This window comes from Gordonia malaquae (genome assembly GCF_037148075.1).
Lineage (GTDB): Bacteria > Actinomycetota > Actinomycetes > Mycobacteriales > Mycobacteriaceae > Gordonia > Gordonia malaquae.
Genome location: NZ_JBBCUB010000002.1, coordinates 44215 through 59245 on the forward strand (window position 1 = coordinate 44215; position 15031 = coordinate 59245).

9 protein-coding genes are annotated in these 15031 nt (G+C 69.0%); 6 read left to right on the forward strand and 3 right to left on the reverse strand.

What is annotated here, in order from left to right; translation table 11 throughout:
* Nucleotide 1 precedes the first annotated feature (1 nt).
* A complete protein-coding gene (locus WFK36_RS07330; RefSeq protein WP_336791098.1) occupies nt 2-652 on the reverse strand; it encodes an isochorismatase family protein in 651 nt (216 codons plus the stop codon).
* A gap of 22 nt (nt 653-674) precedes the next feature.
* On the opposite strand from WFK36_RS07330, the gene WFK36_RS07335 reads away from it, so the two are divergent.
* From WFK36_RS07335 to WFK36_RS07345, 3 genes are read left to right on the forward strand one after another with little or no spacing between them, the layout of a single operon-like run.
* The gene (locus WFK36_RS07335) at nt 675-2288 is read left to right on the forward strand and encodes a (2,3-dihydroxybenzoyl)adenylate synthase (protein WP_336791099.1); all 1614 of its coding nucleotides are present in this window, start codon (nt 675-677) and stop codon (nt 2286-2288) included.
* 8 nt (nt 2289-2296) lie between these two features.
* Entirely contained in the window at nt 2297-2542 is a 246-nt protein-coding gene (locus tag WFK36_RS07340) for a phosphopantetheine-binding protein (RefSeq protein ID WP_336791101.1), read from the forward strand.
* Between the two features lies 1 nt (nt 2543).
* Nucleotides 2544-3482, forward strand: coding sequence for a methionyl-tRNA formyltransferase (locus WFK36_RS07345; RefSeq protein WP_336791103.1), 939 nt, complete (start codon nt 2544-2546; stop codon nt 3480-3482).
* A gap of 80 nt (nt 3483-3562) precedes the next feature.
* Here WFK36_RS07345 and panD read toward each other — a convergent pair whose 3' ends face one another.
* On the reverse strand, nt 3563-3970 hold the full coding sequence (gene panD / locus WFK36_RS07350) for an aspartate 1-decarboxylase (RefSeq protein WP_008381881.1): 408 nt from the start codon (nt 3968-3970) through the stop codon (nt 3563-3565).
* Nucleotides 3971-4015: 45 nt separating this feature from the next.
* On the reverse strand, nt 4016-4252 hold the full coding sequence (locus tag WFK36_RS07355) for an MbtH family protein (protein WP_336791106.1): 237 nt from the start codon (nt 4250-4252) through the stop codon (nt 4016-4018).
* Between the two features lie 92 nt (nt 4253-4344).
* On the opposite strand from WFK36_RS07355, the gene WFK36_RS07360 reads away from it, so the two are divergent.
* Genes WFK36_RS07360 through WFK36_RS07370 form a run of 3 tightly spaced genes read left to right on the forward strand, consistent with a single transcriptional unit; the run spans nt 4345 to nt 15004 of the window.
* Nucleotides 4345-11556 (forward strand): amino acid adenylation domain-containing protein, encoded by a 7212-nt coding sequence (locus tag WFK36_RS07360; RefSeq protein ID WP_336791108.1) that lies wholly within the window; start codon nt 4345-4347, stop codon nt 11554-11556.
* Complete coding sequence (locus tag WFK36_RS07365; RefSeq protein ID WP_336791110.1) at nt 11553-13235, forward strand: ABC transporter ATP-binding protein; 1683 nt, start codon at nt 11553-11555, stop codon at nt 13233-13235. Before WFK36_RS07360 ends, WFK36_RS07365 begins: the two co-directional genes overlap by 4 nt.
* Nucleotides 13232-15004: an ABC transporter ATP-binding protein gene (locus tag WFK36_RS07370; protein ID WP_336791112.1), complete on the forward strand. Its 1773-nt coding sequence runs from the start codon at nt 13232-13234 to the stop codon at nt 15002-15004. Before WFK36_RS07365 ends, WFK36_RS07370 begins: the two co-directional genes overlap by 4 nt.
* Nucleotides 15005-15031 lie beyond the last annotated feature (27 nt).

Below are 15031 nucleotides of genomic sequence, written 5' to 3' on the forward strand. Positions count from 1 at the left end.
CTCAGGCGGTGGCGCGGGTCCGGGACGTCAGGAGAGCCTCGACGATCGAGTCGGTCGTCATGACCAGGCCCGCGCGTTTGGCGATGTAATTGGCAGCCATCTCGTGCTCGTCACGGCTGAAGTCGGCCATGGCGTCAACGGCGAAGAACGGTGCGACGTCGCTCATGAAGGCATCCGTCGCGCTGATCATGCACCCCATGTGGGCGTACACGCCGATCACGATCAGCTGGTCGCGTCCGTGATGGGCGAGCAGCTGACGCAGATCAGTTCGGGCGAAACCCGAGTACCGCCACTTGGTCACCTGGATGTCGCCGTCGCGAGGCGCGAGTTCCGGAACGATCTGCTCGTCGCGCCCGGACACGAGGCCCGTTCCCCAGAAGTCGCGCAGAATGCCGCGCCGAGCGGGATGCTGATCGCCGGGTTGGGCCGTGTAGACCACCGGGACACCGGACTCCTCGGCCGCCTCACGGATGCGGACCATGTTCGCCAAGGCCGTCGACATCGGCTCTTCATCACGCTGGTAGGCGTCGATGAAGTACTCCTGCATGTCGTGGATGAGCAGGGCTGTCCGATCGGCGGCCAGATCCCACTCCACGCGAGCAGGAAAGGGGCCGAGCGGGATTCGGTACGGGGTGATGGATGGAATCGCCATGCCATTAGGCTAGCCTTACCTTGTGACCTTCACCAGTTGGCCCTCTGAACTCGCCGAACAGTATCGATCCGAGGGGTTGTGGCGCGCCGAGACCTTCGACGATGTGCTGACCGCACGCGCATCGGATCCGTCGATCGCCGACCGCACCGCCGTCGTCGACGTGGATCGGTCGTGCACCTACCGTGAACTCGACCTACGGGTCGGACGCCTCGCCGCAGGATTCTCCGCACTCGGAATCGAGCCCGGCGAACGCGTCCTGCTCCAGATGCCGAACGCGATCGAATTCGTGGAGACCGTGTTCGCGTTGTTCCGACTCGGCGCACTGCCGGTCTTCGGTCTGCCCGCGCACCGGGAGGCTGAACTCGTCGGCATCGCACGTGCTGCAGACGTGGTGGCGATCGTCCATCCTCGGGTGCACGACCGATTCGATCACTCGGCGTTGGCCCAGACCGTCGCCGACCAGGTCGACACAGTTCGGCGCCTGATACCGATCGACACCCTCGAATCGCTGCACACCGACCCGTGTGGCCACCCGCGGTCGGAGCCGGAGTCCGTTGCGTTCCTGCAGCTCTCGGGAGGCAGCACCGGCGTGCCCAAACTGATTCCCCGCACCCATGCCGACTATCTGTACAGCGTGTGGCGGAGCAACGAAGTGTGCGGAGTCTCCGGCGACACCGTGTACCTGGTCGTCCTGCCCGTCGCACACAACTTTCCGATGTCGTCGCCAGGCATCCTCGGCGCGCTCTACGCAGGCGGAACTGTAGTGCTGTCGCCGTCCCCGGCGCCGTCGGCGGCGTGGCCGCTGGTGGAACGTGAGCGCGCGACGATGGTCGGACTCGTTCCGCCCCTCGCTCGGCTGTGGACCGAAACGGCTGAGCGAGGCACGACCCAGGACATCTCCAGTCTGGAGACGATCCAGGTCGGAGGGGCGCGCTGCCCAGACGAACTCGCCCGCCGGATCGGCCCCGCGCTCGGCGTCACGTTGCAGCAGGTCTTCGGCATGGCGGAAGGGCTCGTCTGCTACACCCGGCTCGACGACCCCATCGACGTCGTGACCCGGACGCAGGGCAGGCCGATGTCGCCGCTGGACCAGCTGAGACTGGTCGACGACGATGGGGCGGCCGTCGCCGAGGGCCCGGGTTTCCTCGAGGTCCAAGGTCCGTACACGATTCGCGGCTACTGGAACGGCGCGGCCCCGGCGTCGTTCGCGCCCGACGGCTGGTACCGCACCGGCGATGTCGTCGAGATCACTGACGGGGGTGATCTCGTGGTGCTCGGGCGCGGGGGCGACCGCATCAATCGAGGCGGCGAGAAGGTGTCGGCGGAGCAACTCGAAGAGCATCTCCTCGAACACCCGGCAGTCCGAGACGTGATCGTCGTCGCCGTCGCCGACGAGTACCTCGGCGAGCGGACCTGCGCGTATGTGATCGCCATCGACTCCGGCGAGCCGCCGAGCCTGCCGATGCTGCGGGCGTTCGCGCGTGATCGAGGACTCGCCGACTGGAAACTGCCCGACAGTGTCGTCGTGGTCGACGAGTTCCCCGAGACGGGAGTCGGAAAAGTGAGCAGGCGCCGACTGCGCGAAATCCTGACCGAACAGAACAAGCCGCGAACGGTCGCGGCGGATGAAAGGTGAACACCCACATGACAGCGAGTGAATCGACACTGACACGTGAACGGATCGTCGACGATCTCGCCGAGATGCTCGGAGTGGGGCCCGACGAACTCGGCGACGACGTCAACGTTCTCGACATGGGGCTCGACTCGGTGCGTCTCATGTCGCTGGTCGAGAGATGGCGAGCGGACGGGTCCGTCGACGTCGACCTCGTCACCCTCGCCGAAGTGCCAGAGGTCGGCGCGTGGGTTCGCGAACTGACCGGGCAGGTGTGACATGCGAGTCGTGACACTCGGCTACCAGACCTGGGGCCATCGGACGCTGTCCGCGGTGCTCGGCACCGATCATGAGGTGGCGCTGGCGGTGACTCACCCGGCGAGCGATCACCCGTACGAGCAGATGTGGGCCGACTCCGTCGAGGACCTCGCGCGTGCCAACGGCGTGCCCGTTCACGTGGCGACACGCGCGGACCAGGAGCTGATCGACGCGGTGGCGGCGGCTGAGCCGGACGTGATCGTCGCCAACAACTGGCGGACCTGGCTGCCCCGTGAGATCTACGACGCGCCGACACACGGCACGCTCAACATCCACGATTCACTTCTTCCGCGCTACGCGGGGTTCTCGCCGATCCTGTGGGCACTCCTCAATCGGGAGTCTCATGTCGGAGTGACCGTTCACCGCATGGATGAGGGCTTGGACACCGGTCCGATCGTCGCGCAGCAGGCGGTTCCCGTCGGTCCGACGAGCACCACGACAGAACTGGTCCTCGCGACGATGGACCTGATCGAGCCGCTTGTGGTCCGTTCACTCTCCGACCTCGCGGCCGGAACTCTGCGCGAGACTGTGCAGGCCCCGGCGTCCATGACGTACTTCCACAAGCGTTCCGACCTCGAATCGCGTATCGACTTCACCTCGAGCGCCGACGACATCGAACTGCTGGTGCGGGCACAGTCTGACCCGTATCCGAACGCGCACTTCACGTTCCGAGGCGCGCGCGTCCGCGTGCTGAAGGCGCATGTGTCTACGGGCCGATTCGGCGGCACCCCCGGGCGAGTGACCGTGCCCTACGAAGGGGGAGTGGCTGTGGTCTGCGGTTCGTCGCGCACCACGCCTGACGCTGCCATCGTGTTCGAGACGCTGCGCCTGGACGACGGTTCGGAAGTGTCGGCGACAGACTTCTTCGGCACTCGTGGCGGCTACATAGACCTCGGCTGATCGACCTCGCCTCACACGGCTCGCGCCGTCGGGGCATGCGAGCGCAGGCCCCGGATCGAGAACGATCCGGGGCCTGTGCGTCAGCGTGAGGCGAATTGATCGACGGCGCCGGGCACCGGCTCGGCTGGATCGTTGCCCAGTGCCACGATGCGGTTGTCGGCGTCGACGTGCACCACCTTGGGCTCGTGGAGGACGACTTCCGCCTCCGAGAACTGGCCGTACGACATGATGATGACAAGATCACCCGGGTTCACCAGGTGCGCGGCGGCGCCGTTGATGCAGATGCGGCCGGAACCGGATTCCCCGGTGATCGCGTAGGTCTCGAGGCGGGCGCCGTTGGTGATGTCGACGACACTCACCTGCTCGCCCTCGACCAGGTCGGCGGCGGCCATCAGGTCGGCGTCGATGGTGATGGAACCCACATAGTGAAGGTCGGCCTGGGTGACTGTGGCGCGGTGGATCTTGCCGTTGACGAGCGTGCGATTCATAGCTTTGTCGAGCCTCTCGGTGAGTGAACGGTGGTAAGGGGTGCGTCAGCGTCCGGCTGCGTCGGCGGCCATGGCGTCGCGAAGGCTGCGGGGGCGCAGATCGGTCCAGTTCTGTTCGACGTAATCGACGCACGATGTGCGGTCGACACCCGTCGGCGCGCCGTGCACGATGCGCCAGCCTGCGGGTACGTCGGCGAACGAGGGCCAGAGCGAATGCTGCTCCTCGTCGTTGACGAGTACGAAGAACGTGCCGGACTCATCGTCGAAAGGGTTGGTGGACAACAACACTCCTGTCGTTGGGGATTCGGCCCGGCCCGAGGATGGTCTCGGTGGGTGAATCCGACGTGAATCAAAGCGTAGGTTACCCTAACCTTATGAGCAAAGCCCTTGCGGAGTCGACTGTCCCGTCGCTCGTCGCCCGACAGGCGATGAGGACCCCCGACCACATCGCGGTCGTAGACCAACGGATTCGACTGACCTACCGCGATCTCGCTCAACAGACGGCCGACCTCGCCGCCAAGCTGATCGACGCGGGTGTCGGACCCGAGAGCGTCGTCGCGGTCGGCATGCCCCGATCGGCGGAGATGGTCGTCACCGTTCTCGCAGCGCTGGCCTCGGGCGGCGCATTCGTCCCCGTCGACCCCACGTGGCCCGCAGCGCGCCGCGACCAGGTGATCGCCGACGCGGGAGCGAGCGTCGTCGTCGCCGATCCCGCCACCGTCGAATGGCCGGTCCCGGTGCTGACCCTCGACGTCACCGCGGAGCCCCGCGAAACCGCCGCCGATCCGATCGCCCGTCTCGCGGCGCTGCCGATGTCGAATCCACGACCCGGCGACGGCCTCCGGCTGGCCTACGTGATCTTCACCTCCGGCTCCACCGGGACACCCAAGGGTGCGATGATCCGACACGAGGCGATCTGCGAACGCCTCGTATGGCAGCGCGAGGAGATCCTCGGATTCGGAGACGACGACGCGACCCTGTTCAAAGCGCCGCTGTCGTTCGACATCTCCGTCAACGAGATCCTCCTTCCGTTGGTGTCCGGCGGCCGTGTGGTCGTCGCGGCGACGGGGGAGGAACGCGACCCGGACCGACTTCTCGAACTCATCGAGACCGAACATGTGACGTTCGTGTACCTCGTGTCCTCGATGCTCGACGCCCTCCTCGAGATGGACCGCGACCGAGCCGCGGACGGGCGCAGCGCGATGGCAGGCCTGCGTCACGTCTGGTGTGGAGGCGAGGTGCTCACCCCGGGGCTGTTCGCCAGATTCCGCCAGCAGACGGACACCACGCTCTATCACGGGTACGGGCCTGCCGAGGCGACCATCGGCGTCTCCCACGTCATCTACCGGGAGAGCGCCGAGCGCATCGCGACGTCCATCGGCAAACCGAACCCGCGCACCCGCCTGTACGTCCTCGACGAACGACTCACGCCGCTCGGTGTCGGCGAACCCGGTGAGTTGTACGCCGCCGGGTTCCTGCTCGGCCGAGGCTACGTGAACGCCCCGGGCCTCACCGGGTCGCGGTTCGTCGCCGATCCGTTCGGTCCGGGCGGCGCGCGCATGTACCGGACCGGTGACCGGGCGCGGTGGACCTCGGACGGCAGCCTCGAGTTCCTCGGCCGCGTCGACAACCAAGTGAAGCTCCGCGGCCGCCGCATCGAACTGGAGGAGATCGAGGCGGCCGTCGCGTCCGCCGTCGGGGTCCGGCACTGCGCCGTCGCCGTGGCCGACGTGGGCAACACGCAGCGGCTGGTGGCCTATGTGACCGCCTCGGCGGACCGGCCGGACGACTGGTCTGCCGACGTCGAAGTGCAGCGCTCCTGCGCGATCACCCTGCCCGACTACATGATCCCCGAGATCGTCGTGACTCTCGATGCGATGCCGACCACCGCGAACGGCAAAGTCGATCGTCGTGCCCTGCCTGCGCCCGCACGGGAGTCGACGGCCGGCTCGCTCACACCGTCCACGCCGGAGGAAGACCTCGTGTGTGGTGTGTTCGCCGAGGTGCTCGGCCTCGACGCCGTCGCGGCCGACGACGACTTCTTCGCGCTCGGCGGAGACAGCATCATCGCCATCCGGGTCATCAGCGCTCTCCGGCGTGACGGGTTCACCGTGCGCGTCCGCGACGTGTTCACTGCGCGCACCCCGATCGACCTCGCCGTCCAACTCCGTCCGTCCGGCGACCCGATCGCCTCGAGCGTTGATCCCGCGGGCGCCGCGGAGCCCACTCCCATCCTGCGCTGGCTCCACGAGGTGGCGTCGCCCGTCGGCCTCGACGGCTTCCACCAGGGCATCTGCCTCACCACGCCGGCGGGGATGACCCGCGACGTCGTCCAATCCGCGCTGAACGCCGTGGTTCGGGCGCACCCGATCCTCGCCGCGACCCTCGCCAGCGCCGTCGACATCACCGTGCCGAACACCGCAGCGCCGAACACCACAGCGCAGGTGAACGTCCATGTCGGCGCCGTCGAACCGCACACCGACGACGCCGCACTCGCCGCCACCGCAGACGACCACGCGGCGCAGGCGGCCAAGCACCTCGACCACGGCACCGGCCGGGTCCTGTCGGCGACGTGGATCGACAGGCCAGGGTCCACCGGACGCCTTGTCGTCATCGCACATCACGCGGTGATCGACGGGATCTCCCTCCGGGTGATCGCCGACGACCTCGCCATCGCCGTGGACGACCCCGATGCGGTATCGCCCGAACCCGTGCCGTGGCGCGGATGGGCGGCGGCGCTCGCTGCGGCGACCACGGCGGGCGCCTTCGACGACGAACGCGACTTCTGGGCGGCGACCTGTGCCGCGGCGCCGGGAGACCTCGGCAGTCGAGCACTCGACCCGGTGATCGACACCGTCGCCACCGAAGCGGACCACCAGGTGGAACTCGGCGTCGACCTGACCCGCAGACTCATCGATTCATTGCCCGCAGCGGTGCACGGATCGCCGAACGACGCGCTGGTCGCGGCACTCGCCGTCGCGGTGACCGAGCATCTCGGGACCGACGCGGTGACCGTCGAGATGGAGGGGCACGGCCGCGAATCCGACGCCGTCGGAGACATCGACCTGTCCCGCACCGTCGGCTGGTTCACCACCCTGTACCCGGTCCGAATCGACCTCTCGGAGGTCGACCGAACCGACAGTGCGGCACTGGTCAAGGGTGTCAAAGAACAGCTCAGACGGGTGCCACGCAATGGAATCGGGTACGGAGCGCTCCGCCATCTCGCCGCGGATCCGGCGCCTGCCCACCGGGCGCCGGTCCTGTTCAACTACCTCGGCCGTTTCGCCGCCGCCGACGCCGACTGGGCGATGGCCGCGGCGACGGTGCCGTACGAGGGACGCGACCCGCGAATGCCGCTTCCTCGACCGCTCGAGGTGAACGCCGTCGTCGCCGACGGCCCGTCCGGTCCGGTGATGTCGGCGGTCTTCAGCCGTGCCTCGGGTGTGTTGACCGACGACGCCGTCCTCGCGATCGCCGACCGCTGGGTCGAGGTGCTGACCGGCGTCGCTTCCGCGGACGTCTCCGGGCACACGGCCTCCGACTTCCCGACGGTGAACCTCACCGCCGCCGACGTCGCCGAACTCGAAGCCGCCCATCCCGGACTGCTCGACGTCAGCGCACCCACACCGGTGCAGGAGGGCATCGCGTTCCACTCCGCAGCATCCGACGTCGATCCGTACCTGGTGCAGCAGATCATCACCGTCGACGGTCACGTCGACGCCGACACATTGGCGCGCGCCGCGCACACCGCGATCGGCCGTCACAGCGCATTGTCCGCACGGTTCGTCCAGGTGCGAGACGGTGCGACCGTCGTCGTCACCGGTGACACGCCAGCCCCGGAGTTCCGCGTCGTCGATGCGACCGGGGCCGCAGATCCCGTCGACGCGGTTCGCCGGGCCGCCGACGAGGACCGCGCCCGCGGGTTCGACCTCACCGCGGCGCCGTTGACGAGATACACCCTCGTCACCCTCGGTCCGACCAGTCACCGACTCGTGCAGACGGTCCATCACATCGTCGCCGACGGATGGTCCGTGCCGCTGGTCCTCACCGAACTGCGGCGTGCCTACACCGGGGGACCCCGGGCGACGGCCGACCGGCATCGGGCGGCGATGCGAGCACTGCACTCACGTGACCGTGCGGCAGAGCATCGGGTGTGGACCGAGTACCTCGACGGAGTCGACGAGGCCACGTCGATCGTCGCGGCCCTCGACGTGTCCACCCGCACCGAGGACCCGGAGCACAACAGCGGGATGCCGGGCGTCGGAGTGCGGACGCGCCGCCTCGACGCGACCGGGCTCGCCGACTACGCCCGTACCAGGGGGGTCACCGTCAGCTCTGTCCTGCACACCGCGTGGGGACTGGCGCTCGGTCTGATCACCGGGCGGACCGACGTCCTGTTCGGATCGGTCGTCTCCGGACGAGGACCCGGCCTCGACGGGGTTGTCGGACTGCTAGTCAACACGGTCCCGGCCCGTGTCCGGTGGTCGCCGTCCACACCGGTGTCCGACGCCGTCGACACGTACGCGCGTGCCGCGGCGACCGTCGCCGATCATCCCCACGTCGCACTGTCCGACCTGCACCGCACCGTCGGGGTCAGTTCGCTGTTCGACACCCTGATCGTGATCGAGAACCTTCCCGACGTCGCCGACGACACCGACGGGGCGCCGTTCACCTTCGGGCCGATCGACGTGATCGAGGCGCCGCACTACCCGCTCACCGTGATGGCAGCCTTGCACGACGAGATCGTCCTGACTGTGACCAACCGGCGCTCAGAACTGGGTGACCGTCCGGCGGACGCCGCCACCGACCTGTTCGTCGAGGTCCTGGCCGCGATGGCGTCCGGCAGCACCGTCACCGGTGCCAACCTGCTGCGCCTCGGATCGCTGGAGATCCCAGCCCCGGAGGCGCCGCCCGCCGAATCGACGATCGCCGCACGCGTCTCCGCGGCGCTGTCGGACCTTCCCGACGTCGTCTTCTCCGGCGTCACCACTCCTGGATCCGAGATCGCGGCCCGCACATGCGAACTCCGGGACCGACTCCACGACAGTGGAGTCGGACCGGAGGACCGAGTAGTCGTGCAACTCGAACGCGGAGTCGACCTGCTGTGTGCGAGCCTCGCAGTCCTGGCCGCGGGCGCGGTCCTCGTACCCGTCGACCCGGCGTACCCCGACGACCGCATCGCCCACATGAGTGCCGCGTCGACGCCGACCGTCGTCATCGACGGACACACCGACATCGAGGTGTCCGGTGCGCAGGTTCCGGTTCCGCCGCGACCAGACAACGGGGCCTACCTGCTGTTCACATCCGGTTCCACGGGTGTGCCGAAAGCCGTGCTTGGCACCCAGCGAGCAGTCGCGGCACGACTGCAGTGGCAGCATCCCGACGGTGCGGCACGCCACGGCACCCGTCTGGTGAAGAGCTCGCTGAGCTTCGTCGACGGTCTGACCGAACTGCTCGCCGCAGCGCTCACCGCCGAGCGCATCGTCATCGCCGACGAGGCCGAGATGCGTGACCTGACCGCACTCGCAGCCTTGGTGGACCAGTGGCAGGTCGACGAGTTGACAACCATTCCCAGTGCGGCCGCCGAACTGAAGCGGACGTGCGCGGCGCAGGTCCGCTCCATCCGGCGCTGGATTCTCAGCGCCGAACCGCTGACCGGCGACGTCGTGACCCTGATGACGGCGGACGGCGCCGAGGTCGAGAACTTCTACGGATCGTCCGAGGTGACCGGAGACGTCACCGCGGGGCGCATGACCGACGGGGCGGCGGTCACGGTCGGGCGGCCGACCCCTGGGTCGGGTGTCCGCATCCTCGACCGCTGGCTCCGGCCGGTTCCCGACGGAGCGATCGGCGAACTCCACGTCGCCGGACCCCAGACCGCGCGCGGCTACCACGGCGCCGCAGCTCTGACCGCGTCCAGATTCATCGCGGACCCGTTCGGGGCGCCCGGCGATCGCCTGTACCGGACCGGCGACCTCGCCGCTCGCACCGCAGACGGGTCGATCGTCCTGCACGGTCGTGTCGACCTGCAGTTCTCCGTGCGCGGCATGCGGGTGGAGGCCGGTGAGGTCGAGGCAGCGCTGCTCGGAGCCGCCGGTGTGGCCGCTGCCGTCGTCGACATGACCGGAACACCTCCGCGACTCGTCGGCTATGTCGTCGCCGAGCCGGGGGCCGCGCTCGACGTGGCGTCCCTGGCGGCCGCCGCGGGGACCCGACTGCCTCGACATGCGGTGCCCGACCGCATCGTCGTCCTCGACCACCTGCCTCTCACCCCGAACGGGAAAGTCGATCGCGCGGCGCTCCCGGATCCGGCGGACACGCCCGCCACCGGCGGCCGGGCACCCGCCAACGCCGCCGAACAGGCCGTCGTCACGATCATCGGAGAGATCCTCGGACGCCCGGACGTGGGGCCCGACGACGACTTCTTCGCACTGGGCGGCGACAGCATCAGCTCCACCAGAGTGGTCGCACAGGCGATTCGAGCGGGCTTCACCGTGACCGCGCAGGACGTGTTCCGCTTGCGCACCGCCGCCGCCCTGGCTGCGGCCTGCGCGCCGGAGATCGAACGGACCGCGATCCCGCCGACACCGGTTCTCCACCAGATCCGGACGTCGGGCCTCGGCCCGGCCGATCTCGTCTACACCGAGACCGCCCCGATCGACGCGGGCGACGTCGACGACCTCCGCGAGCGGCTCACACGCCTGGCGGAATCGGTGGACGCGACCACGATGCGGGTGACACCCCGGAACAAGCTGATCTGGGCGTCTGAGGCGGGCGGCGACGTCGCACCCGTGCCGCTCACCGTCCTCACCCGACCGGGTGCCGCCGACGCCGCAGCCGAAGCCGCCGAATCCGCACGATCCGCGATCGACATCACCGCGGGCCGCGCCGTGGCCGCCGCCGTGGTGACCGGCGACGACGGTTCGACGTTGGTGTTGGCCGCGCACGCCCTCGCGATGGACCGCGCGTCGCTGCATGCGGCGATCACCGCACTCGTGGCGGCGACGCCGCACACAGCGCCGTCCGTGGTCGACGTGGCGGGCGCGCTCGACACGGCCACCGGCCACGACGACTTCCGCGTCTACGGGTCCGGAGCGACAGAGCAGGCACCGGAATTGAGTTCGGTGGAGGACGCGCTCGCCGCGGCCGTCCGGCATGTGCTCGGGGACGACGTGCTCATCGACGTCGAGACGGACCTGCGGTCCGTCCCCGGTGTGCACCCGGCAGCAGCCGGTCCGTTCACTCCAACGGTGCCCGCAGAGCAGGCAGGACCGGCGTCCACCCGGCACTGGCACGCGCTCGCCCAGGTCCACGCGCCCGCGGTCCGCAAGGCTCTGCGGCGGCGCCCGTCGGCTCAGGTGCTGGTGACGCGGCTGTACGGGCCGTCCGCCGAGCCCAGCCGAGCCGAAGGCGCCGAACGGCGCTACCCGATCGTGGCGCGCTACCGGAGCACCGACGACGGGGACCACCATGTGTCGGTCATCGGAGACGACGTCACACTGGTGAATGAACTGGCCCGAGCGTGGCGACACAGCCTCGACGACACGCGTACACAGACACAGCTCACCGATACAGGGGACCGATGATGACACCTACAGGATTCCTCGCGGGGGATCGACCGGCCGAACGCGGCACACTCGTGCCGGTCGACGCCGAGACCACCCCGCGACGGCTCGTCCTGCGCACCATGTGGGGTGCGAACCGATACACCGTCCCGGCGATGATCCTGGTGATCGCCCACTTCGTGGGCGAGGCGCTGGTGCCTGTCGTGATGGGACTGGCGATCGACCGTGCCGTCCTCGCCCAGGATTGGGACGCACTCGTCTTCTGGCTCGCCGTTCTGGCAGCGGACTTCGTGCTGCTGTCGTTCACCTGGCGATTCGGCGACCGGCTCGCGGTGTACGCGCTCAACGTGATCGAGCACCAGTTCCGCATGCGCGTGACCGACCGCATGCTCGACCCGGCGGGGACCGACGGTCCCGCACGACTGCCGGGCACCGCGTTGAGCATCGCCACGTCCGACGTGGGACGGCTGTCCCGAGCAGTGCTGCTGGCGGTGTTCCCCGTCGGCGAGATGGCGGCCGTCGTCGTCGCGGGCGTGATCCTCCTGTGGATCTCGTGGCCACTCGGCGTCGCCGTGCTCCTGGGCGCGCCGGCGATGTTCTGGGTGCTCGACCGTGCGGGTGCGCCGCTGCGAGCGCGAACCGAGCAGCAACAGGAATCGGTTGGCTTGGCGGCTGGGACGGCGGGCGACCTCGTCGCCGGATTCCGAGTCCTCAAGGGTATCGGCGCCGAAGGCGAGGCCGCCCAGCGGTACCGCGCGGCCAGCGGCAAGGCCCGCGACCATGCGATCGCGGCCATGCGCACCGAAGGCGCCTACGTCGCACTGCTGCAGACAGTCTCGTCGATATTTGTCATCGCGGTCGGCCTGGCCGCGGGCGTCCTGGCGGTGAGCGGCCACATGGGTCTCGGCGAACTGATCACTGTCGTCGGACTGACCCAGTTCATCATGGGTCCGCTCAACGCGATCGGAACGAACTTCGGTGCGGTGTGGAACGGAGCCGTCCCCAGCGCGGGCCGCGTCCTGTCCGTGCTGCAGGCGGGACCGGGCGTGCAGGCGGGAGACCGACCCGACGCGTCCGGGCCCCTGGTGATCCGCGGACACTCCGACCTGCCCGAACTGCGCGTGCCCGAACGTGGGCTCACCGTGATCGCCGCAGATCAGGCCACCGGTCGAATTCTCACCGCCGCACTGGCGAGGGAGGAGACCGACTGCGGCATCACCGTCGAGATCGGCGACGTCGATCTCAACGATCTTGATCACGATGCGGGAAGGGCCACGGTACGCGTGGTTCCGCACACCCCGCACCTGTTCGAAGGATCGGTCGTCGAGAACATCTCCGCCGCCGCAGGGGAGCCGAACACGGACAGGGTGACGCGGGCCGTGTTCGCCGCCGCCTGCGACGATGTCGCGGCCGTGCTGTCTGACGGCCTCGCCACACCGGTCGGCGAGGCGGGGAACATGCTGTCCGGCGGTCAACGGCAACGTGTCGCACTGGCGCGCGCACTGGCCGCCGAGTCGGCGTTCCTGGTGTTGACCGACCCGACGACCGCTGTCGACTCCATCACCGAAGCCACCGTCACCGAACGGGTCCGCGCAGCCCGCACCGACGCCGCAACTGTCGTGTTCACCCAGTCACCGGCGTGGATCGCCGCAGCCGACACCGTCGTCCGACTCGACACGAGCCAGGAGATCAGCCGATGAGCACTCAGATCCACCACGACCGCCTGCCCGTGGCCGACTGGCGGCGGACCGCCCGGCATCTGGCGGCACACCTCGGTCGGCACCGTGCCCGCCTCGTTCTCGTCGTCGTCGCCATGACCGCGGCCGGCGCTTTCGGACTCGTCACGCCCCGCCTGCTCGGCTCGATCGTCGACGTCGTCGCCACCGGAGGAGACACCTCCGACGTGGTGGTGCGGGCGGCGTTCATGGTCGCCGCGGCGGTCGCGTGCGCGGTCTGCACCGGTATCGGGATCGCCGCCGCGGCATCGGTGTTCGAGTCCGTCCTCGCCGATCTCCGCGAAGAGATGCTGGCCGGGGTACTGCGCCTGCCGGTCGCCCGCGTCGAGGCTGCGGGCAGCGGCGACGTCCTCTCGCGCGCAACGGACGACGTCGACAAGGTCGGTGAGGCGATCGGCACGGCGCTGCCGTCCGTCCTGATGGCTCAGGCGGGAGTGGTCGTCACGGTGATCGGCCTCGCCGCGATCGACTGGCGATTCCTGTTGGTCGCCGTGGTGACCGCACCGCTCTATTACGTCACCGCCCGCATGTACATCCAGCAGGCGCCCGCCGTGTACGCAGCCGAACGTGTCGCCGCGGCCGACCGCGCACACCACGTCCTCGGACCGGTGCAGGGCCTGCCGACAGTCCGTGCGTTCGACCTCGGCTCGCGTCTGAGCCGCCGCATCGACAAGCACTCGTGGGCCGTTGTGCGGCGCGCCATGCAGGCGACCGTCCTGCAGAACCGGTTGGCCGGTCGACTCAACCTCGGCGAGTTCATCGGCATGGCCGTCATCCTGCTCGTCGGATTCACCTTGGTCGGCGACGGAGCGGTGACCGTCGGCGCCGTGACCGCCGCCATGCTGTTCTTCCTCGCGCTGTTCGACCCGATCGGACAGCTCATGTACGTCCTCGACGACCTCCAGTCTGGCGCCGCGGCGCTCGGCCGCATCGTCGGCGTCCTCGACGTGCCCGACACCAGGACGCACAGTGATGTCGACGGCCGCGACGACGGCACCGGGCTCGTCGCCTCGGGCGTCGACTTCGGGTACACGCGTGAGCATCCGATCCTGCACGACGTGTCGGTGGCCGTCCGGCCGGGTGAACACGTCGCACTGGTCGGCATGTCGGGCGCAGGCAAGAGCACGCTCGCCACGATTCTCGCGGGCATCCATTCCGCGGATCACGGAACGGTGACCCTCGGGGGAGTGCCGGTGTCAGACATCCCGGATGCTCAGCGGGCACGACGAGTGGCGTTGCTGACTCAAGAGGTTCACGTGTTCTCCGGAACTCTCCGCGAGGACCTGCTCCTCGCGCGCCCCGACGCCGACGTCGAGGACGTGTGGGCGGCTCTGGAGAAGGTCGGAGCCGCAGCGTGGGCCAGGAGTCTGGACGACGGTCTGGAGTCCGTGGTCGGCGAGCACGGTCACCAGGTCGATGCGATGGTGGCTCAACAACTCGCCCTGGCCCGGATCGACCTTCTCGATCCGGACGTGGTGATCGTCGACGAGGCGACCGCCGATGCGGGCAGTGTCGGCGCCGGAGTGTTGGAGGATTCGGCCGCGGCCGTGCTGGACGGTCGATCGGCGCTGATCATCGCGCACCGGCTCAGTCAGGCGGCCGCCGCGGATCGGATCGTCCACCTGGCCGGTGGGCGCGTGATCGAGGCCGGTCCGCACACCGACCTCGTGGCCTCCGGCGGTCGTTACAGCGAGATCTGGGCGGCCTGGGCAAAAGGTCGCGAACTAGCTTAGGCTACGCTTAGTTACGGTTTGAGTGAT